This window comes from Mesorhizobium sp. M0496, from assembly GCF_040321205.1.
Taxonomy (GTDB): Bacteria; Pseudomonadota; Alphaproteobacteria; order Rhizobiales; family Rhizobiaceae; genus Mesorhizobium.
This window is the reverse complement of the sequence record NZ_JAMYRC010000036.1, coordinates 20,931-42,027: the sequence shown is the minus strand read 5'-3', so window position 1 is coordinate 42,027 and position 21,097 is coordinate 20,931. Positions and strand designations below refer to the sequence as shown.

General features: G+C 64.2%; 20 protein-coding genes. 8 read left to right on the top strand and 12 right to left on the bottom strand.

Translation table 11 applies throughout. From position 1 onward, the window contains the following. Positions 1–45: 45 nt before the first annotated feature. Positions 46–1,032, top strand: coding sequence for a Dyp-type peroxidase (locus NKI73_RS25320; RefSeq protein ID WP_352633643.1), 987 nt, complete (start codon positions 46–48; stop codon positions 1,030–1,032). A 118-nt stretch (positions 1,033–1,150) separates the two neighbouring features. On the opposite strand, the gene NKI73_RS25315 is transcribed toward NKI73_RS25320, so the two are convergent. Together NKI73_RS25315 and NKI73_RS25310 are read right to left on the bottom strand one after the other, a co-directional pair. Next, positions 1,151–1,519 carry an avidin/streptavidin family protein gene (locus NKI73_RS25315; protein WP_352633642.1) on the bottom strand — a complete coding sequence of 123 codons (369 nt, stop codon included), beginning with the start codon at positions 1,517–1,519 and terminating at the stop codon, positions 1,151–1,153. Between the two features lie 168 nt (positions 1,520–1,687). Further along, positions 1,688–3,100 (bottom strand): FAD-binding oxidoreductase, encoded by a 1,413-nt coding sequence (locus tag NKI73_RS25310; protein ID WP_352633640.1) that lies wholly within the window; start codon positions 3,098–3,100, stop codon positions 1,688–1,690. A gap of 102 nt (positions 3,101–3,202) precedes the next feature. Here NKI73_RS25310 and NKI73_RS25305 point away from each other — a divergent pair, with 102 nt between their 5' ends. Then, entirely contained in the window at positions 3,203–3,688 is a 486-nt protein-coding gene (locus NKI73_RS25305; RefSeq protein ID WP_352633638.1) for a thioesterase family protein, read from the top strand. Positions 3,689–3,832: 144 nt separating this feature from the next. Then, a complete protein-coding gene (locus NKI73_RS25300; protein WP_284271956.1) occupies positions 3,833–4,030 on the top strand; it encodes a hypothetical protein in 198 nt (65 codons plus the stop codon). A gap of 26 nt (positions 4,031–4,056) precedes the next feature. Here the strand turns inward: NKI73_RS25300 and NKI73_RS25295 are convergent, their stop codons facing one another. Beyond that, positions 4,057–4,536 carry an Lrp/AsnC family transcriptional regulator gene (locus tag NKI73_RS25295; RefSeq protein ID WP_352633636.1) on the bottom strand — a complete coding sequence of 160 codons (480 nt, stop codon included), beginning with the start codon at positions 4,534–4,536 and terminating at the stop codon, positions 4,057–4,059. An 89-nt stretch (positions 4,537–4,625) separates the two neighbouring features. On the opposite strand from NKI73_RS25295, the gene NKI73_RS25290 reads away from it, so the two are divergent. Next, entirely contained in the window at positions 4,626–5,528 is a 903-nt protein-coding gene (locus NKI73_RS25290; RefSeq protein WP_352633634.1) for an EamA family transporter, read from the top strand. A gap of 14 nt (positions 5,529–5,542) precedes the next feature. Here the strand turns inward: NKI73_RS25290 and NKI73_RS25285 are convergent, their stop codons facing one another. Then, entirely contained in the window at positions 5,543–6,436 is an 894-nt protein-coding gene (locus tag NKI73_RS25285; protein WP_352633632.1) for a dienelactone hydrolase family protein, read from the bottom strand. A gap of 236 nt (positions 6,437–6,672) precedes the next feature. Here NKI73_RS25285 and NKI73_RS25280 point away from each other — a divergent pair, with 236 nt between their 5' ends. Together NKI73_RS25280 and NKI73_RS25275 are read left to right on the top strand one after the other, a co-directional pair. Continuing rightward, a complete protein-coding gene (locus NKI73_RS25280; RefSeq protein ID WP_352633631.1) occupies positions 6,673–6,822 on the top strand; it encodes a hypothetical protein in 150 nt (49 codons plus the stop codon). A gap of 9 nt (positions 6,823–6,831) precedes the next feature. Continuing rightward, positions 6,832–7,269: a hypothetical protein gene (locus NKI73_RS25275; RefSeq protein WP_352633629.1), complete on the top strand. Its 438-nt coding sequence runs from the start codon at positions 6,832–6,834 to the stop codon at positions 7,267–7,269. Between the two features lie 19 nt (positions 7,270–7,288). Here the strand turns inward: NKI73_RS25275 and NKI73_RS25270 are convergent, their stop codons facing one another. Continuing rightward, complete coding sequence (locus NKI73_RS25270) at positions 7,289–9,604, bottom strand: glucose/quinate/shikimate family membrane-bound PQQ-dependent dehydrogenase (protein ID WP_352633627.1); 2,316 nt, start codon at positions 9,602–9,604, stop codon at positions 7,289–7,291. A gap of 311 nt (positions 9,605–9,915) precedes the next feature. Between NKI73_RS25270 and NKI73_RS25265 the strand changes: the two genes are divergently transcribed. Then, a complete protein-coding gene (locus NKI73_RS25265; protein WP_352633625.1) occupies positions 9,916–12,612 on the top strand; it encodes an ATP-dependent helicase in 2,697 nt (898 codons plus the stop codon). A gap of 290 nt (positions 12,613–12,902) precedes the next feature. Here NKI73_RS25265 and NKI73_RS25260 read toward each other — a convergent pair whose 3' ends face one another. The 5 genes from NKI73_RS25260 to NKI73_RS25240 all read right to left on the bottom strand — a co-directional run bounded on the left by NKI73_RS25260 (position 12,903) and on the right by NKI73_RS25240 (position 17,877). Then, positions 12,903–13,952: an ABC transporter permease gene (locus tag NKI73_RS25260; RefSeq protein ID WP_352633623.1), complete on the bottom strand. Its 1,050-nt coding sequence runs from the start codon at positions 13,950–13,952 to the stop codon at positions 12,903–12,905. Then, a complete protein-coding gene (locus tag NKI73_RS25255; RefSeq protein WP_352633621.1) occupies positions 13,949–14,746 on the bottom strand; it encodes an ATP-binding cassette domain-containing protein in 798 nt (265 codons plus the stop codon). The genes NKI73_RS25260 and NKI73_RS25255 overlap by 4 nt, the downstream gene beginning before the upstream one ends. An 87-nt stretch (positions 14,747–14,833) precedes the next feature. Then, positions 14,834–15,847, bottom strand: coding sequence for a substrate-binding domain-containing protein (locus NKI73_RS25250; RefSeq protein WP_352633619.1), 1,014 nt, complete (start codon positions 15,845–15,847; stop codon positions 14,834–14,836). A gap of 93 nt (positions 15,848–15,940) precedes the next feature. Then, the gene (locus NKI73_RS25245; protein WP_352633617.1) at positions 15,941–16,849 is read right to left on the bottom strand and encodes a sugar phosphate isomerase/epimerase family protein; all 909 of its coding nucleotides are present in this window, start codon (positions 16,847–16,849) and stop codon (positions 15,941–15,943) included. After that, a complete protein-coding gene (locus tag NKI73_RS25240) occupies positions 16,846–17,877 on the bottom strand; it encodes a Gfo/Idh/MocA family protein (protein ID WP_352633615.1) in 1,032 nt (343 codons plus the stop codon). The genes NKI73_RS25245 and NKI73_RS25240 overlap by 4 nt, the downstream gene beginning before the upstream one ends. Positions 17,878–18,071: 194 nt before the next feature. Here NKI73_RS25240 and NKI73_RS25235 point away from each other — a divergent pair, with 194 nt between their 5' ends. Beyond that, positions 18,072–19,097, top strand: a complete 1,026-nt coding sequence (locus NKI73_RS25235) for a LacI family DNA-binding transcriptional regulator (RefSeq protein WP_352633614.1) — start codon at positions 18,072–18,074, stop codon at positions 19,095–19,097. A gap of 43 nt (positions 19,098–19,140) precedes the next feature. Here the strand turns inward: NKI73_RS25235 and NKI73_RS25230 are convergent, their stop codons facing one another. Beyond that, positions 19,141–19,455 (bottom strand): ferritin family protein, encoded by a 315-nt coding sequence (locus NKI73_RS25230; RefSeq protein WP_352633612.1) that lies wholly within the window; start codon positions 19,453–19,455, stop codon positions 19,141–19,143. 77 nt (positions 19,456–19,532) lie between these two features. Then, positions 19,533–21,086, bottom strand: coding sequence for a trimethylamine methyltransferase family protein (locus tag NKI73_RS25225; protein ID WP_352633610.1), 1,554 nt, complete (start codon positions 21,084–21,086; stop codon positions 19,533–19,535). Positions 21,087–21,097: the final 11 nt, after the last annotated feature.

Below are 21,097 nucleotides of genomic sequence, written 5' to 3'. Positions count from 1 at the left end.
ATCTCGGATCATCTGAAACAAATCCCGGCAAAGTGGAGAATCTAGATGTCTGGGAAGAACTGGGATCGCGTGCCGATCGATGCGCAGAGTATCGACGCCCCGCTGTCGCTTTCGGCGGTGTTTCTTGTCGTCACCGTCGCCGACCATCGGAGCGCGCTCGAGAAGGTCGCCTCCGTGCTCGGCGAACTTGACGACCTGGTGAAGACTGTCGGGTTCCGCGACCTTTCCGGCCGGCTGTCGTGCATCGCCGGCATCGGCAGCGATCTCTGGGATCGCCTCTCTCCAGGCCGGCGACCGCTGGAACTGAAACCGTTTGCGCCGATCAAGGGAGCTGTTCATTCGGCCCCTTCGACCGCCGGCGACCTTCTTTTCCATATCCGCTCCGAACGCCCCGACATGTGCTTCGAGTTCGAGCGTATTCTGCTCGACAGTCTCGGTGACGGCGTGACCGTCGTCGACGAAGTCTCGGGCTTTCGCTATTTCGATGCGCGCGACCTGCTTGGCTTCGTCGACGGCACGGCCAACCCGACCGGGCTGGATCTGCCGGCCTCAGCGCTCGTCGGCGATGAGGATGCCGACTTCGCCGGAGGCAGTTATGTCGTCGTTCAGAAATACCTGCACGATCTCCAGGCGTGGGCGCGGACCCCGACACCGCTCCAGGAAGAGATCATCGGCCGCACCAAGATCGACAACATCGAAATCGACGATGACGACGCCCCGCGCAAGTCGCACAAGTCGCTCGCCACCATCGAAGATGCCGACGGCAACGAATACGACATATTGCGCGACAACATGCCCTTCGGCCGGCCAGGACAGCAGGAGTTCGGCACCTACTTTATCGGCTATTCCAGGTATCTCTGGGTGATCGAGAAAATGCTGGAGCGGATGTACATCGGCGAGCCGCCGGGCGCTTACGACCGCCTGCTTGATTTCTCCACGCCGCACACCGGCACGACATTCTTCGCGCCAACCCGCCCCATGCTGCAGACGCTTGTCGAGGGCGTGCAGGAGAAGCCTGCGATCACACGCTAACGCTCCGGATTTACTTTCGCTTTGGGCGCATGCGGATGTAGTCGACATCCGCTGCTGGCCCTACCGCGATGACCAGAGCGGCGTCGTGCGAGGCCAAATGCTTCGCTGGCCATTGGGACTAGCTTCTTTGGAACGTGTCCGCGCTGGTCGACATCGAACGCCACCAATTCAGTTTTTCGATTTTCGCAGGTTGGCCCTCGCCGCTGGCCTTGATCGCCGCATCCGAGACGACAAACCACAACGTCTCCATTTTTCCCTCCCGAAGGAGGCCGGTATAAGAGACGATTGCATCGCCGACTGGCGTTTTCCCGCCGCCGGCAAAGCTGATGCAGTCGCCGCGGTGGACGCCCAAAATCGGAATTTCCTGGCCATGGAACCCGCTATCCGTCAGGGCGGTTCGAAACGATCCCGATATGCGATTGTCCGCATCATCGGTGATTTCGACAATGGACCCGTATTGATTCTTCCAGACGCCTTTCCAGTTCATGGGCGACCGCTCCGCTTTGACGATGTTCCATTGGTTGCCGCAACGTGAAAGCTATGAATCGGTTCCGAAGGTAGCGGACCGTTTCAGACCTCGCAGTGCGGCCGGTCTCGGTCCAGTCGTGGCATGGTCAAGACCAGCCGCCTGCGAAGCTCGCGTCGGAGGACCCGCCTAGTTTCCCGGCAATATCTTGCCCGGATTCATGATGTTTTGCGGATCGAGCGCCTGCTTGATGGTGCGCATGATGTCGACGCCGTGGCCGAGTTCATGGCGCAGGAAGCCGATCTTGCCCTGGCCGATGCCGTGCTCGCCGGTGCAGGTTCCATCCATGGCGATCGCCCGCATATTGAGCCGCGCGACGAATTTCTCCGACAGCGCGATCTCCTTGGGATCGTTAACATCCATCAGCACCAGCACGTGAAAATTGCCGTCGCCGGCGTGGCCGACGATCGGCGCGATCAGGCCCATTTCGGCGATGTCGGCTTCGGTTTCCATGACACATTCGGCAAAGCGCGAGATCGGCACGCAGACATCGGTCGACAGGCCCTTGGCGCCTGGCCGCAGCGTCAGCGACGACCAATAGGCGTCGTGTCTGGCCTTCCACAGTTTCGTGCGCTCCTCGGCAACGCTGGTCCACAGGAACGGTCCGCCGCCATTCTCCTCCGCGATCATACCGAAAGTCTCGGCCTGCTCGGCAACGCCGGCATCGCTGCCGTGGAACTCGACGAACAGGCACGGGCTCTCGGGATAGTCGAGCTTCGAATAATTCTTCATCGCCCGCATCTGCAGCGCATTGACCAGCTCGATGCGCGCCACCGGAATGCCCATCTGGATCGTCGCGATGACCGCGTTGCAGGCCGCCTCGACGCTCGGAAACGGGCAGACGCCGCCGGAGATCGCTTGCGGGATGCCTTGCAGCTTCAAGGTCAGCGAGGTGATGATGCCGAGCGTGCCTTCCGAGCCGACCAGCAGCCGCGTCAAATCATAACCGGCCGAGCTCTTTTTCGCGCGCTTGCCGGTCGTCACCGTCTCGCCGTCGGCCATGACGGCCGTCAGCGACAGCACGTTTTCGCGCATCGTGCCGTAACGCACCGCATTGGTGCCGGATGCCCGCGTCGCCGCCATGCCGCCGAGCGAGGCATTGGCGCCCGGATCGATTGGAAAGAACAGGCCGGTGTCGCGCAGATGTCGGTTCAGATCCTCGCGGGTAACGCCAGGCTCGACCGTGCAGTCGAGATCCTGCGGATTGACCGCGAGAATGCGGTTCATGCGCGATGTGTCGAGCGATATGCCGCCGCCCGGTGCGTTGGTGTGGCCTTCCAGCGACGAACCGACACCGAAGGCGATGACCGGCACGCGGTGCGCGGCGCAGGCGCGCACGATCTCCTGCACCTCGGCCGTCGTCTCCGGAAAGGCGACGCCGTCCGGCGCCTGCGTCGGAATGTAGGTGGTGGTGTGCGCGTGCTGGGAGCGCATGGCCTCGCCGGTCTGGAAGCGTTCGCCCAGCCGCTGCTTAAGGATGCCGAGCACGTCAGCGATGCCCTCCTCGTTGCGTTCGACCGGGTTGAGGTCGCTCAGAGCCATGATTTCCTCCGCGAATGGACCAGCGCCCCCGCTTGTTATGCGATTATGGATGCGTAGTCTCACCCACCACGCTCTGTCCAGCACCAGAACAAGGAAGTTTCGATGCCCATCCCTGCCCCCTTCGTCTCCAAGCCCATGGACATCGAGAAGGACTGGATCGACTACAACGGCCATCTCAACATGGCCTACTACAACGTGCTGTTCGACCGCTGCTCGGACGAAGCCTTCGAGGCGATGGGCATGGGGCTGGATTACGTGAGCCAGCGGCGGCTCACCATCTACACCGCCGAAGTCCATGTCTGCTACGTCCAGGAGCTGCATCTCGAGCACCAGGTCACGGTCTCCTTCCAGCTCATCGACCATGACGACAAGCGGCTACGGGCCTACCAGGAAATCCGCCATGTCGACGGCTGGCTCGCCGCCACCTCCGAGACCCTGTCACTGCATGTCGACATGTCCGGGCCGAAGGTGGCGCCTTTCCCAGCCGATGTGCTTGCGAAGGTCGAAGCCATGCGCGCCGCCCATTCGGCACTGCCGATGCCGGAACGCGCAGGCCGCTCGATCGGGGTTCGTCGCAAGACCGCTTGAAGCCGCTCGGCGCCAGCGTTAACCTTACCGAGGTTTTAACGGGAACAAGCCAATTGAGCCGTTGAACGACTCAGCAGAGCGGTTGAAAACGATCGCATTGGGTTGCGATGCGGGCGGCGCGGCGAGCCGGTTCGAGGAAAGTGCATGAAAACCGACATCAAGGTCGAAGTGGACAGGCTGGCCGCCGATCCGCGCATTACCGACTATGATTTCTGGCGCTCGCTCAAGAACGTCGACAACGAGATATTCCACATTGCCAACAACAACGAACCGATCCCGTTCGACATGATCCGCTGGCGCACGATTCTGAAGCGCGCCCGCCTGAAGCGCGGCCACGCTTAAAACCTTCGCATCGACGATCCTCGCCCTCAAGTCGGGCGCTTCACTGCCGCCAGCGGTGAGCGCGCCACCACCGGCGACGACTGGATGATCGCCGTATTGGTCATCGCGTAAGGGATGATGCGATCGATCACCCGCTCGAGTTCGGCCACCGAGCCTACATGCGCCAGCGCGATGAAACAGTCCTCGCCGGTCACCCGGTCGCATTGCGCGATCTCCGGCAGCTCGCGGATGATTTCGGCCACGACAGCCAGTTGCCCCGGTACCGGACGGATGCGCAGCCATGCCGATAGCGGCAGGCCAAGTGCCGCGGGGTTGATCCTGACCGAATAGGCCTCGATGACGCCGCTCTCCTGCAACCGCTTGATGCGCTCGGCCACGCTCGGCGCCGACAAGCCGACCAAGCGTGCCAGTTCCGCCGTGCTGATGCGCGCGTCCATCTCCAGTAGGCGCAGGATCTTCATATCCGCTGCGTCGAGGTCGGCATTTTCGTTCCGAAGGCGTTTCATGGAAAATTCCTTGCTTCCGGGGGAAAGATAGGCCGACGCGCCAACTATCACCCATATAAACAGGCAAATCTGCCTGCGATACTGATCCGATGCATGATCAAACGCAAGTTCCTGCGGCAGACCCTGCTGCTGCCGGTTCCACCCTCGGCAGGCTGACGGAAAAACTGCCGCCGCATGTCTGGTTCTGCGTCAGCGCCGTCTTCCACTATCTCGGGCCGGCATTCGCCGTGCTGCTTTTCCCGCATGTCGGCGTGCTTGGCATGGCCTGGCTGCGCATCGCCACCGCCGCGCTGATCTTCGCACCGCTGACCCGTCCCTGGCGATCTTTCGCCCGCGCCGATCTCTCGACCCGGCTGCTGTTGCTAGCCTTCGGCGCCTGTCTGGCGGTGATGAACTGCTCGTTCTACCTGGCGCTCGACCGCTTGCCGATCTCGCTGGTGGCGGCGATCGAATTCGTCGGCACCATCGGTGTTGCGGTGATCGGCCTCAGGAGCCCGCGCAATCTCGCCGCCCTTGCCGTCGCCGTCACCGGCACCTTGCTGCTCATCGACGTCAAGTGGTCGAGCGATCCCCTTGGGCTGTTCTGGGCCCTCCTCAACGGCGCGCTGTTTGTCGGCTACATCGTTCTCGGGCACCGCATCGCTGCCTCAGGCGCGGGCGGCGGCATCGCCAACCTTGGTGCCGCCATGGCAATCGCTTTCGTCATCGTGCTGCCGATCGGCTTCAGAGATGCACTGCCGGCCTTTTTCTCACCGCCGCTGGTGCTCGCCGCCACCGGCGTCGGCATCTGCTCGTCGGTCATCCCCTACATCTGCGACCAACTCGCCATGTCGCGGCTGCCGCGCGCCAGCTTTGCGCTGATGCTGTCGCTGCTGCCGGTCACCGCCACGCTGATCGGCGTCATCGTGCTGCGCCAGATACCAAGCCTCACCGATTGCCTCGGCATCGCGCTGGTGGTGGCCGGCGTCGCCTTCCACAAACCGGCGCGCTGAAACAACGCCGGAAGCTACGCCAGCTTCTCCTTCAGGAAGGCGATCGTGCGTCCCCAGGCGAGGTCGGCCGCCTTCTTGTCGTAGCGCGCAGCCGAGGTGTCGTTGTTGAAGGCATGGTTGGCGCCTTCATAGACATAGACCGTGTATTCGACATGCGCTGCGTCGAGCGCCTTCTTGAAGGCGTCGATGCCGGCATTGATGCGCTCGTCCAGTCCGCCATAGTGCAGCAGCAAGGCCGCCTTGATCTTCGACACGTCGGCGGCGTTCGGCTGCATGCCGTAATAGGCGACGGCGGCATTGAGATCTGGCGCGTTGACGGCCAGCATGTTGACCGTGCCGCCACCCCAGCAGAAGCCGATGGCGCCGACCTTGCCGTTGCCGTTCTTGTCGCCCTTGAGGAAAGCGACGGTCGCTACACCGTTGGCAATGGTCTGCGCCGAATCGAGCTTGGCGAACATGTCGCGCGCCTTGTCTTCATCGGCTGGCGTACCGCCGAGCGGCGACAGAAAATCCGGCGCAAGCGCCACGAACCCTTCCAGCGCCACGCGTCGCGCCACGTCGCGGATATGTGGGTTGAGTCCCCTGTTCTCATGCACGACGATGACCGTGCCGAGCTTGCCCGCCTTATCCGCCGGCTTGACCAGATAGCCCTTCATCTCGCCGCCGCTGCCGGCATAGGTTATGTCCTCGCCCTTCACCCGCGGATCGTTGTCGGCGACGATTGCCGCCTGGGCGGAATTCGCCGCCAGAAGCGGCGCGATCGCCGCCGCCGCCGCGCCCGATCCGGCAAGCCGGGTCAGTTGCTCCATGAAGCGGCGGCGGTCGAGTGTCAGATGCGTGTACTCGTCATAGGCATCGATCATCGCCTGAGTGATGACGGGCTTGGTGTTGGCTTCGGCTTTCGTCATGGATGCGCTCCTCGGCTTCGAAAAGTCTCGTTGCGGCGCAAGATAGGGTCGAGACTTGCATGATCCAGTCACGGTTGGGTGACGGTGCTCACCCGAAAGCCGTGGCAGAACCCACTGCAATCACATTTTGGTCATTTTCGACAATCTTGATGCGGCTGCTTCAATATTAGGGATAGCTGCCTTTGCGGCCTCGTCCCTGCCCTGTGCGCTCAATCTGACCGGAAGGAACAACACCCATGGCCTTTTCCACCCCGATCCTCGCCACCGCTTTCGTGCTGGCCGCTGCCGCACTGCTGGCACTGCGCTCGGCCGCTTCCACCAGGCGATCGACGATCAGGGTCCGTAGTAACCAGCGCCAGGCCGTATCCACGAAAATCCAAGGTTGAGATCAGGTCTTGAACGTCCAGGATATCGTCAACACCGTCTCGCAGAAAGCCGGCCTTGACCAGGCGACGACGGAGAAAGTCGTCGGCACCATCTTCTCGGTGCTCGAACATGAGGCGGAAGGCACCAGCGCGTCGGCGTCTTTCGCCAAAATCCCGGGCGCCGACGACCTCGCCCACCAGTATGATGTCATGGCCGTCGCTCCGGCCGGCGCCAGTGGCGGCTTCCTGTCATCGCTGCAGGGCGCGCTTGGCGGGGTTCTCGGCGAAAAGGCCGGCGCGCTGGTCAACGGCCTCGCCGCGCTCAAGGCGTCCGGGCTCGATTTGGCTCAGATCCAGAAGGCCGGCGAAACGCTGGCCCAGCAAGCCGAAGCCGCCGCCGGCCCTGACCTCACCAACCGGATACTCGGATCGGTACCCAGCCTGAAAAGCCATCTGGGACTCTGCTAGGTCATAGATTGCGCCACCCTCACTTCGGCAGCGCGTAGGCCATCACATAATCCCCCGGCTTGGTGCCGACCGAGCCGTGACCGCCGGCGACGATGACCACGAACTGGCGCCCGTCGGCGACCGTATAGGTCATCGGCGTCGATTGCCCGCCGGCCGGCAGCCGCGCCTGCCACAGCTGCTTGCCCGATGTCAGGTCATAGGCGCGCAGATAGTCGTCGACCGCCGCACCGAGGAAAGCGACGCCACCAGCGGTGATCATCGGCCCGCCGATGCCGGGCACCCCGACCTTCAGCGGCAGCGGCAGTGGCGTCATGTCATAGACGGTGCCGTTGCGGTGCTTGTAGGCGATGGTGCCGGTCCTCAGATCGGCGCCGGCGACATAGCCCCAGGGCGGCGCCTGGCAAGGAATGCCGAGCGGCGACAGGAACGGTCCCATCACCACCGCATAGGGCGCGCCCTCGTTACGGTTCAGTCCCTGCTCACTGCCACGCCCCTCGTCCGGCGGCGGCACCTGATCGCGTGGAATGAGTTGCGACTTGAACGCCAGATAAGTCGGCATGCCGAACATCACTTGCCGGACCGGGTCGACAGCGACGCCACCCCAGTTGAAGGTGCCGAAATTGCCGGGATAGATCAGCGAGCCCTGTACCGAAGGTGGCGTATACCGGCCTTCATAGCGCAGGCCCTGGAATTCGATCCGGCAAGCCAGCTGGTCGAACATGGTGAGGCCCCACATGTCGGCGCCGGTGAGCGGCTTCGGCATGAAGGTAAGATCCGACACCGGCTGCGTCGGCGATGTGTGATCGCCCTCGATGGCACCGCCGGGCGCCGGCACTTCGTTGACAGCGATGACCGGCTCGCCGGTGCGCCGGTCGAGCACATAGAGGTCGCCCTGCTTGGTCGGCCCGACCAGCGCCGGCACCACCGTGCCGTCGGGTTTGGTGATGTCGATCAGGCTCGGCTGCGCCGGCACGTCCATGTCCCAGAGGTCGTGGTGCACCGTCTGCCTCACCCAGCGCAATTGCCCGGAGTTGAGGTCAAGCGCGGTGATCGACGACGAGAACTTCTCGACATTGGCGCTGCGCCCGGCGCCGAGCTGGTCCGGCGTCTGGTTGCCGAGCGGCACATAGAGCAGGCCGAGCTTCTCGTCGGCGCTCGGCGTCGACCACATGTTGGGCGAGTTGGCGGTGTAGGTCTGGCCGGCCGCCAATGGCGTCGTCTGGTCCGGATTGCCGGAATCCCAGTTCCATAGCAGCTTGCCGGTGGCAGCGTCGTAGGCGCGGATGACGCCCGACGGCTCCTGCGTCGAATAATTGTCGTTGACCGCGCCGCCGACAATGATCTTGCCGCCTGATATCAGCGGCGCCGAGGTCGAGTAATAATAGCCCGACTTCGGATACGGCATGTTGGTCAGAAGGTTCAGCGTGCCGCCCTCGGCAAAAGCCGGGCAGACCTGCCCGTTGGCGGCATCGAGCGCGATCAGCCGCGCGTCCGAGGTCGGCAGGTAGACGCGGGTCGCACAGGGCTGGCCGGCGGCGCCGGCAGCATCGGCATAATAGGCCACGCCGCGGCAGGTCTGGTGCTGGCGGTCCTTGTCGAGCTTGATCTTGGGGTCGAAGCGCCATTTCTCCTTGCCGCTCGCTGCGTCGATGGCGATGGCGAAATTGTGCGGCGTGCAGATGTAGAGCGTGTCGCCGATCTTCAGCGGCGTCACCTGATAGGTGGTCTCGCCGACGTCGTCCGGACCCTTCACGTCGCCGGTGCGGTAAGTCCACGCCGGCTGCAGCTTGGCGACATTGTCCGGCGTGATCTGATCGAGCGGCGAATAGCGCTGGCCGAACTGCGTGCGGCCGTAATAGTGCCATTCGCCGGCCGGCACATCATTGCCGAGATTGGCGTTGGCGACGATCTTGTCGGTGCCGAGTTCGCCGGCAATGTCCTTCGGATCGGCCGTCATCGAGTAGCCAGCGACGGCAAGCGATGCCAGCACTGCAAGGATCATCGGCGCGCGCGCATCAGGGCCGACAAGACCTCGTCTCGCCCATGGCGTCAGCAGCCACAGCGCGACCAGCACGATGATGCCGCCGCGGGGCCCGAGTTCCCACCAGTCGAAGCCGGTTTCCCAGACCGCCCAGGCAAGTGTGCCGAGCACGATCGCCGCGTAGAGCCACAGCGCGGTGGATCTGCGCCGGTAGAGCAGCCAGGCGGCGATCAGGAATGCGAGACCGGCTATGAGGTAATACCAGCTGCCGCCCAGCGAAGCTAAGCGGATACCGCCGCCGCCGAGCGCCAGGCCTATGAGCAAAAGAATGAGGGAGGTGACGGTGACAGCCAAGATGATACTCCTTCGACTGTTGCGCTTTGCGACGCGGCCATGGGCAACCGGCGTTACCTTCCTGCCCTGGGCACAACTTTCTCCCGCCTGCCGCGCCTGTCAAGCGCGGAGCACACGCCGAGGTGGTAATCCATCTTGCCTGCATCAGCGTTTTCCAGCGCTCTCGGCGCCGTGATGACCGACGAGGCGCGCTCGTTCGGTTTTCGTCGCTCTCGGTTACCGCAAGGCCTGAACGGCGATATCAGGCACTTTACCGGAACAAAACGTAGACACTTCTGGTCTTTCGCTCCCGAATCACTACATTCGGGGCAATGTCCGGCTTTTCCGAAGACATGCCCTTTTTCGACGAACCCAATGCGCGGCCCTCGGCCCCGTCGGGCATTGCTGCGCGCGCCATGGCTGCCCGCAGCGGCCACAACAATGCGCCCGACTATCTGAAGGGGCTGAACCCCGAGCAGCGGCTGGCGGTGGAAACCACCGAAGGTCCGGTTCTGGTGCTGGCCGGCGCCGGCACCGGCAAGACACGCGTCTTGACCACCCGCATCGCCCACATCCTCGCCACCGGCAAGGCCTTCCCGTCGCAGATCCTTGCGGTGACCTTCACCAACAAGGCCGCCCGCGAGATGAAGATCCGCATCGGCGTCCTGATCGGCGAAGGCAATGTCGAAGGTATGCCCTGGCTCGGCACCTTCCACTCGATCGGCGTCAAGCTGCTGCGCCGCCATGCCGAGCTTGCAGGCTTGCGCTCCGACTTCACCATTCTCGACACCGACGACGTCGTGCGGCTGATCAAGCAGCTGATCCAGGCCGAAGGGCTCGACGACAAGCGCTGGCCGGCCAAGCAGTTCGCCCAGATGATCGATGGCTGGAAGAACAAGGGGCAAGGCCCGGCCGATATCGCCGAGGGCGACGCGCGCGCCTTCGCCAATGGCAAGGGCCGCGAACTCTACAAGGCCTATCAGGAGCGGCTGAAGACGCTGAATGCCTGCGATTTCGGCGACCTCCTGTGCCACCCGATCCGCATCTTCCGCGCCAATCCGGACGTGCTGAAGGAATACCACAAGCGCTTCAAATACATCCTCGTCGACGAGTACCAGGACACCAACACAGCGCAATACATGTGGCTGCGGCTTTTGGCGCAGCGGCCGCAGTCCTCCCCCCTCGAGGGGGAGGTGCCCGCGAAGCGGGCGGAGGGGGTTGCCGCAGAAGGCACCTCCAGAACGTCGAGCACTGCCGCGCGGACCCCACCCGACCGGGCTTCGCCCGGCCACCCTCCCCTCAAGGGGGAGGGAAACCCGCGTCCGGCCACCGTCAACATCTGCTGCGTCGGCGACGACGACCAATCCATCTACGGCTGGCGCGGGGCCGAGGTCGACAACATCCTGCGCTTCGACAAGGATTTTCCCGGCGCCACCATCATAAGGCTGGAGCGCAACTACCGCTCGACCGCGCACATCCTTGGCGCGGCCTCCCACCTCATCGCCCACAATGAGGGCCGCTTCGGCAAGACGCTGTTCACCGACCGCGACGAGCCGGAGGACGGCAAGGTGCATGTCCATGCCGCCTGGGATTCCGAGGAGGAAGCTCGCGCCGTCGGCGAGACCATCGAGACCTATCAGCGCCAGAAGCACAATCTCAACGACATGGCGATCCTGGTCCGCGCCTCCTTCCAGATGCGCGAGTTCGAGGATCGCTTCGTCACGCTCGGCCTCAACTACCGCGTCATCGGCGGCCCGCGTTTTTACGAACGCATGGAAATCCGCGATGCGCTGGCCTTCTTCCGCGTCGTCGCGCAAGGCGCCGACGACCTCGCCTTCGAACGCATCGTCAACGTGCCCAAGCGCGGCCTTGGTGAAGCCACCATCCGCCAGATCCACGACACCGCCCGTGCGTTGCGCATCCCGATGCTGGAAGCCGCCGCCAAGCTTGCCGAAAGCGACGAGCTGAAGCCGAAGCCGCGCGCGGCACTGCGCGAGGTCGCGGCCAATTTCGAGCGTTGGCAGAAGGCGCTGGAAACCACGCCGCACACCGAACTCGCCGAGACCATTCTCGAAGAGAGCGGCTACACCGACATGTGGAAAAACGACCGCTCGGTCGAAGCGCCCGGCCGGCTGGAGAACCTCAAAGAGCTGATCCGCTCCATGGAGGAGTATGAGTCGCTACGCTCCTTCCTCGAGCATGTCGCACTGGTCATGGACGCCGAGCAGAACGCCGGGCTCGACGCCGTCAGCATCATGACGCTGCATTCCGCGAAAGGTCTCGAATTCGAAACCGTTTTTCTGCCTGGCTGGGAGGAAGGCCTATTCCCGCATCAGCGCGCACTCGATGAAGGCGGCCGCTCGGGGCTGGAGGAAGAGCGGCGGCTTGCCTATGTCGGCCTGACCCGCGCCAAGAAGAACCTGCATCTGTGGTTCGTCTCAAACCGCCGCATCCACGGCCTGTGGCAGTCGACCATCCCGTCACGCTTTCTCGACGAACTGCCGGAAGCCCATGTCGAGGTCGCCGAAAGCGGCAACTCCTATGGCGGCTATGGCAATTCCTATGGCGGCGGTTCTTTTGCCTCTGGTCGCGGCGGCCAGGGCGCAGGACGGCAAAACCCCTATGGCGCCTCGCGCTTCGACAATGTCGGCGCCGACACCGAAAAGTCAGGCGCCTTCTCCAACACCTACGCGACGCCGGGCTGGCAGCGCGCGCAGGCCAACCGCACCGAGGCCACCGACCGCAACTGGGGCTCGCGCTCCGGCCACCAGGTCGAGCGCATCGGCTATGGCGAGACGGACAGCGGCTACGGCGCCGGCCGCACTTCGGTCAAGGGCCGCACCATCGACGGCGAGCTGGTCGCCAAATCCGTCGCCGACAAGCCGTCCGCCTTCAACATCGGCGACCGCGTCTTCCACCAGAAATTCGGTAACGGCAACATTTCCAACATCGAAGGCAACAAGCTGACCATCGACTTCGACAAGGCCGGCCAGAAACGCGTGCTGGATGGATTTGTCGCGGCAGTGTGAGCGTCCGCTTGTCCTACAAGCGACCATTCTCTGGCGGAAGCCCCTACTTTCGTCATCCACGGGCGGAGCAGGAGCGAAGCGACGTCGCGGAGACCCGAGGATCCATGCCGCGACCTTGGCCGAAGGGTGCAGCGGAGCAGAATTCTGCACCGTGGTGACGCGTATAAGTCGCGGCATGGATCCTCGGGTCTGCGCTGCGCCGCTCCGCTCCTTGCTTCGCCCGTGGATGACGAAGCGAAGGGCGTCTGCGCCAATAGTCAGGGCATGCGGTCCGTCAACGAAATAGCCCCTCACCTATACCGCGCCTGGTTCCACTTGTGGCCGAGCAGCGACAGGATGATGATCAGCCCGTTGAAGAACTGGACATAGAAGCCGCTCAGGCCTGCCGCCACGACGCCGGTCTGGATGAAGGACACGGTGACGGCACCGATCGCGCCGCCGACCACGGTGCCGATGCCGCCCCAGGTTGGGGTGCCGCCGACGAACACCGAGGCCAGCACCGGCAGGAGATAGCCGTCGCCGGCGGTCGGCCACCAGGTGAAGTTGATCATCACCGAGAAGGTGCCGGCGATCGCCGCCCCAATGCCGACGAAGACGAACACTTTCACCCGCACGCGCTTGACGTCGATGCCCATCTGCTGGGCGCTGTCGGGGTTGTCGCCGACCACCCTCACCTGCGCGCCGAAGCGATGGCGGTTGTAGAGCATCGCCGACAGCACCACAAAGGCGATGGCCCAGAATATCTGTACCGGAATGCCCAGCAGCTGGCCGGAGAAGATCGTGTAGGCCCAGCTGTCAGCAAGGCTGGTCAGCGCCGTCGACTTGCCCTCGTTGATGATCTGGATCAGACCGCGCAGCAGGAAATTCATGCCGAGCGTGGCGATCAGCGACGACAGCCCGCCATAGACCACCAGCGATCCGACCAGGAAACCGAGCAGCATGCCGGTAATCAGCGCTGCAATGATACCCAGGAACGGATCATAACCGGCCTGCACGACCAGCGCGAAGACCCAGGAGGCAAAACCCATCGTCGCCGGAAACGACAGGTCGATCTCACCGCAGGTGACGACGAAGACCAGCGGCACCACCACGAACAGCGCCACCGGCAGCGTGGTCAGCACCGAGCGGTAGAGGTACCAGGTGGTGAAGACGGTCGGGTTGGCGATGATGAACACCGCCATCATGATGATGAACACGCCGAGCGTGCCGAGCGAGGCGCGGTTGTCGAGGATGAAGCCGCGCATCCAGTGATCGGATGGGTGCTTCCACTCCTTCTGGGAATTGGGGCGGGGAATGCCGGCCGCCGGCTCGTGCAGATCGGGTTCCATGGTGTTGCTCATCGTGCTCTCTGCTCCGCGTCGCCGGCGTCATGCAGTCCGGCCAACCCGCCCGGATGCGCGACGTCTTCCATGAAATTGATGAGGTCTTCGGCCGACTTGACCTGGCTGCGGTCGGCGGTGAGCGCGACCTTGCCGCGGTCCAGCACCACGAAGCGGTCGGCGATGTCGAAGACATGATGGATGTTGTGGCCGATGAACAGGATCGAGCGGCCGCTCGCCCGCACCTGGCGCACGAAATGGAAGACCTTGGCGGTTTCGGTCAGCGACAGCGCCGTCGTCGGCTCGTCGAGGACGATCAGCTCCGCCTGCTTGTAGATGGCGCGCGCGATCGCTACGCCCTGGCGCTCGCCGCCGGACAGCTGGCCGACGATCGAATGCGGCGTGAACACTTTCGAGGTGAAGCCGATCTCGCGCATCAGCCGGCTCGCCTCCTCGATCTCCTTGTTGACCCTGAGAAAGCCCATGAAGCCGGTCAGTTCGCGGCCCATGAAGATGTTGCGCACGATGGTCTGCTGCACGGCCAGCGCCCGGTCCTGGAACACCGTCTCGATGCCGGCTTCGCGCGAGCGCGCCGCACTCCATCCGGTCACCGGCTTGCCGCGGATGAGTATCTCGCCGCTGGTCGGCTTGACCACACCCGACAGGATCTTGATCAGCGTCGACTTGCCTGCGCCATTGTCACCGATGAGGCCGACCACCTCGCCGCGGTCGACGCTGAGATTGACCCCGCCTAGCGCATAGACGTGGCCATAGGACTTGCTGATGTCGCGCAGTTCGATGAGACGTTCGGCCATCGGATCCTCGCTTTCATTGTCGCGTGCCGGCGTTGTCGCCGCGGTTCCGCCGGCCGGGCCTGATACCCCGGCCGACGGCTTGGGAGGTCAGCGCAGCGCCTGCTTGGCCAGCTCGGCGACGATCTCGTAATTCTGCGGCGTGACGAAACCGGCGCCGGTGTCGACATTCATCGGCGCCAGGCCCAGCACCACCTGCTGGCAAAGGCTGAGGATCGGCAGATAGCCCTGCAGGAACGGCTGCTGGTCGGCCGTCAGCTGCACCCAGCCGCCCTTGAACGCCTCGACGATCTGCGGACTGGTATCGAAGCCGAAGTTGAAGATGTCGCCCGCTTTGCGTCCCGCCGCTTGCATGTAGGTCGGGACATTGCCGAGCATCTGGCCGCCGGGATAGCCGACTGCCTTCACATCGGGATTGTTGAGCAGCGCCGCGGTGATCACCGGTATCGCCAGATTGGGGTCGGACGCCCATTCGCCGCTCGGCGGCGACGACAGCTGGATGACCTCGACGCCGGCCTCCTTCAGTGCTGCGACCGTGCCGCGCTCGCGCGCGCCGCGGGCCTCGTTCTCGAACGGGCCGATCATGATCGCCTTGTCGCCGGCCTTGAGCTTGCCGAGCTTGAACGCCTCGGTGCCGAGCGCGCGGCCCTGCTGCTCCTGCTGGGCGCCGACATAGCCGCCGCCGAATGCTTCCACCACCTTCGGCACCGGCACGTTCTGGTACATCATCTTGATGCCGTCCTTGTGCGCCTGCTCGGCCAGCGGCATGATCGACGCGTCGCCCGGGTGGCCCATCATGGCGATGCCGTTGGGCTTCACCGCGACGGCTTCGCGCAATTGCTGCACCATCTTTTCAACGTCCCACTGGGAGAAGATGTAGTCGACCTTCGGCCCGAGATCGGCCGCCGCCTGCTTGGCGCCATTGTAGACGATGGTGCCGAAGGCGTCGCCCTCAGCGCCGCCGACGAAGAAGCGGATGTGGACGTCCTTGCACCATTGGGCATCGAGCGCCTGCGCGGGCAAGGTGGAGATTGTGGCGCAAAGCGCCGTGGCCGCCGCCACGACGGTCGAGCGCAGAAGTGTCGTTCTCTTCGCGATGCTCATGCACGTTCCTCCCATTGTTTCCCTCGTCAGCCGAGGGGCTTTTGATGATTGCTGGCAGTACCACTTGCTTGCCGGCTCCTCTCCGGCCTGCTCTCACGCTGGGTTCGGCAGGTAGCTGGCGCCTCCCCGGCATTGCTTCAGATATTCCAGCGCCCGTACCTGCCCTGTGATCTCGAGATCGTCGCGATAGACCGGGTCGTGCCAGCCTTCGATGTCGATGGCGCCCTTGTACCCGGCCAGCCGCAATTCGCTGATCACGCGCGTCCAGTCGCTGTCGCCGAAGCCAGGCGTGCGCATCTGCACGAAAGGCAGCCGGCCGAACACGCCATGCTCGCGGATGACGTCCCAGCGCACCGTCGCGTCCTTGCCGTGGACGTGGAAGATGCGCGGCGCCCATTTGCGGATCTGCGGCATCGGATCGATCAGATAGACAAGCTGGTGGCAGGGTTCCCATTCGAGGCCGAGATTGTCGTCGGACACTTCGTTGAACATCAGCTCCCAGGCGTCCGGATTGTGGGCGATGTTCCAGTCACCGCTGGCCCAGTTGCCGTCCATCGCGCAATTCTCGAAGGCGATGCGCACGCCTTTGTCGGCGGCGCGTTTGGCCAGCGGGCCCCAGACCTCCTTGAAGCGCGGCAGGCTGTCGGTCAGCTTCTTGCCGCGCAGGCGCCCGGTGAAGCCGCTGACCATCGACGCGCCGAACAGATGCGCATTGTCGATCACCGTTTCCCAGGCCTGCAGCACGCCGCGATCGACATCGCCGCTCTCCAGCGGATTGCCGAACACGCCAAGCGAGGACACCGTGACATCGGCATCGCCGATCGCCTCGCGGATCTGGCCGGCGAGCCGCGGCAGGTCCTTGCCGCCCAGCGTCTGCCAGAAGAAGGGCTGGATGCTCTCGAATCCGAGCGGCAGGATCGCCTTGATGTAGGCCGCCGGATCGTCGAGGTTGGCCCGCACCATGGTGCCGATCCGGATGTCGAGAAGCGGGTTTGGCATCATTGTGCGTCCTCTGCGATTGCCACGCGGCGTCCGGTTTCGGCGCTCTCGATGGCGCCGAAAACCATGGCCAGACTCCTGATGTTGTCGGCGCCACGCGTCTCCGGCTCTGTGCCGGTCTCGATGGCGTGCATGAAATCCCTGATGATGCCGAGATGGCCACCGATGCGGTCGGCCGGATCGAGCGACGGCACTTCGATCGGCTGGGTCTTGTCGATCAGCCCATCGCGGCCCGACGCCACCACCTCCGCCTTCAACGCATCGTTGCCGTCCCAAATGAGGCTGCCGCGCTCAGCGACGATGCGCCAGCTGCCTTCCCAACTGGTGCGGAAGCCGTCGGCACACCAGGAGCCGGCATAGGTGAAGACCTTGCCGCCACCGAGATCGAAGACGGCGCTGGCCGACGATCCCTGCCGGTACCAGGAATTGGCCGGCTCCCATTCCCGGCAATAGACGCCGGCCGGCTCGCCGGCGACCATGTAGCGGGCGGCGTCGAATGTGTGGATCGCCATGTCGAGCAGCAGCACATGGGCCATCTCCTCGCGAAAGCCGCCGAAATGCGGCGCGACGAAGAAGTCGGCATGGATGCTGGTCGGCGCACCGATGGCGCCGGAGTCCAGAAATCTCCGGATGCGCCTGACATTAGCGACATAGCGGCGGTTCTGGACGACGGCATGGATGCGTCCGGCCTGGCGAGCCGCCTCGACGATGGCCCGCGCATTCTCAGGACTGTCGGCGAGCGGTTTTTCCGTCAAGAGATGGCAATGATGGGCAAAAGCGGAAAGCGCGACTTCGCGCCGGGCAGCGGGAACCACCACATCGAACACCGCCTGCGGTTTGGTCTGGCCGAGCACGGCGTCGAGACTGGTGCCTATGACGACATTGGTGAGGTCGTATTCACGCGCCCTCGCCCGCGCCCTGTCGGCGTCGAGATCGACAAGGCCGACAATGGCCAGCCCGTCGATCTGCCGCACGGCATCGAGCCAGGCTTTGCTCATCGCTCCGCAGCCGACCAGGACGACATCGATCATCCAGCACTCCTCCCTCTCGGTCCCTCCAGACCGATCGTCACGGCATTCACGGCAAGACCGTAAACGTTTTTCCGTAAACGTTTACGAGAACACACCCGAAGGCGTAGAATGTCAATTGGCCGCTCGTGAAAATCGTCTTGCGCCTTGGCCTGAGCGGCTACCGGTGCTAGCCAAGCAAGGGGGAGAACAGTCATTTGGCATCCAGCATTCACGACCTTGCCCGTCACCTGAACATTTCGATCGGCACGGTGTCGCGCGCGCTGAATGGCCGCGCCGACGTCAATGCCGACACGCGCAAGCGCGTGCTCGAGGCGGCCAGGACGCTCAACTATTCGCCGAACCAGTCCGGCCGCAGTCTCAGGCAAGGCGCCACCCATTCGATCGCCTTCATGCTGCAGCCGCATCCGGGCGACCAGCAATATGGCGAGCCGTTCTTCATTCCGTTCCTGATCGGGCTGCAGGCCAGACTCGCCGAAAGCGGTCTCGACCTGATCGTGGTGATGGGCGCGCCCGGCGACTACCAGCAGGAGCGCCTGCGCCGCGTCGTCGAGACGCGCCGGGCCGACGCAGTGCTGCTGGCCTGGACGCGGCGCGAGGACGAGCGCATCGATTATCTAACCCAGGTCGGCTTTCCGTTCGCCACCCTTGGCCGCAGCCGCTCCGGAGACAAGTCCTACCCGTCCCTCGACCTCGATTTCGAAAAGGCTGGCGCTGACGCCGTCGACCGCCTTGTGGCACGCGGCCACCGCCGCATCGCCGCCATCCGCCCGTCGCTCGATCTCAACTTCGGCTATCTGTTCCTGGCCGGCTACCGCAAGGCCTTGCGGCGGCACGGCATCGAGGTCGACCCTGAACTGATCGCGTCCGGCTTCATCAACGAGGCCGGCGGCTACGAAGTGACGCCGCAAGTGATGCGCTCGAAAGATCCGCCGACCGCCATCATCTTCAACAATGACGCGATGGCGCTTGGCGGCTGCAAGGCGCTGGCCGAGATGGGCATCAGGCCGGGTCACGACATGGCGGTGACCGTCATCGTCGACACGCCGCTCTGCCGCTACTTCTCGCCGGCGCTGACCGCCTTCCGCCCGGCGCTGGAGCCGATGGGACAGCGGCTCGCCGAAATGCTGCTGGCCTCGATCCCGGCCTTCGCCGGCCCGGAAGGTCCGCGGATCATGCGCGAAGTCTGGCCGCTGGAACTGGTCGCACGCGACAGCGACTAATTGAGGCGAAACCCGCAGCCGCGTCGGTACGAGCTGATAGGCCTCAATCCACCTTCTTCTCGCCGGCTTCGCCGCGTTTGACGATATCGCCCGTGGTGAACAGAATTTCCTTCAGTTCCGCCCGCCAGTCCTTATTCTGGCGCAGCAGGAATTCGAGATCCATGCCGAAATGCTTGAATTCCTCGCCTTGCGCGTTCTCCATGATGGCCCGCGCCTGCGGGTCTTTTTCCACCGACATGCGCTGTTCGTACCAGCCGATCGCTTCCGCTTCCTCGATCAGCGAGGCGATCATGCGGGCAAAGGTCCGTACCTTCTGCGACAATTCTTCAGGCGGTTCGTGATACTGGTCGAATCCCATGTCGTCCTCCGTTGGCCATTCCCATGAATGCCCGGGAATGCCGCCGGTTCCGCATCATCGCTGCAATTCCATCCCTGTCACGACACTGGCGCAGCCCCGCCCTCTTCAGTGCGCCGGGCGATGAACTCGTCCAGCACGCCTGATGTGGCGGCAGCCGAAGCCGGCGGCTCGAAGTCGGCCAGCGCCCGTCTCCAGACACCGGTGGCGCGCTCGCTTGCCGTCTTCGAGCCGCTTTGCGTCCAATTGCCGAAATTCGACCAGTCGGCCACCAGCGGTTCGTAAAAGGCGGTGCGGTAGCGCGCCATGGTGTGGCCGGCCGAGAAGAAATGCCCGCCCGGCTGCACTTCGGCGATCGCCTCGAAGCCGATCGAATCGCTGTCACCCGGCGTCGCGGCACAGAGTTCCGCCACCGTCTGCAACGCCTCAATATCGGTGACCAGCTTCTCGAAGGAGACGCTGAGGCCACCTTCCAGCCAGCCGGCGGCATGGATGCACATCGTCGCCCCGGCCAGCACCGAGCCCCACAGCGCGAACTGCGTCTCGTGCGCGGCCTGCGCGTCCGAGATGTTGGCGGCACTGCCGCCGCCGGACCGCCACGGCAACCCCGTGAAGCGCGCCAATTGCCCGGCCCCCAGCGTTGCCTTGATATGCTCTGGCGTGCCGAAGGCCGGCGCGCCGGATTTCATGTCGACATTGGAGGAGAATGAGCCGTAGACGACCGGCGCACCAGGCCGCACGATCTGCGCCAGCGTCAGCCCCGCCAGCGCCTCGGCATGCTGCAGCGTCAGCGCGCCGGCGACCGTGATCGGCGCCATCGCACCCGCCAGGCAGAACGGCGTGATGACGGAGACCTGGCCTGCGCGGGCGAAATCGATGATGCCTTGAGCCATCGGAATGTCGAGTTGGCGCGGCGAATTGGTGTTGATGACGGTATAGCAATGCGCGTTCGCCAGAAATTGGTCCTGCGACAGGCCGCGCGCCAGCCGCAGCATCGCAAAACCGTCCTCGACCTGCGGCGTGCCGCGTGCGAACACGAACGGAAACTTGTCCGACAGCGTCAGCTGCGCGCGATTGACGGCATAGTGGCGAAAGCGGTTGTCGACATCCTGAGGCTCGATACAGGGTCCGAGCATATGCAGCACATCGAAATGCTGCACCAGTCGTATCAGGTCCTCGAAATCGGCGAGTGTCCCCGGCCGCCGGCCGCGTTCGAGGTCGGTGACATTCGGCGCTCCGCTCCCGGCCAGGAACGCCATCGAGCCAAGTTCGAGCGTCAGATCGCGCGCGCGGGAACCGGCATGGGCGTGAATCGACTTCGGCGCCGAGGCCAGTGCCGCCGTCACCATGTCACGGCCGATGCGCACCATGTCGGTGTCGGGATCGACGAGCGCGCCGGCGCGCTCGAAAAGCTCACGCGCCCGCGGCAGCAGCACCTTGATGCCGAGCTCTTCCAGCACCCGCAGCGCCGTGTCGTGAATGGCGGCGACCTGATCGTCCGAAAAAATCGGCTGCGGCAGGAACGGATTCTTCAGCGAATGGTAATTGGGCCGGCGGCTGCTTTCGCTGCCGGCCTCGCCCGTGCGTCCACGCCGGCGTTCGCGCCTGCTGTCCCGTGCCGCGTCATCGACCATCAGAAATCCTC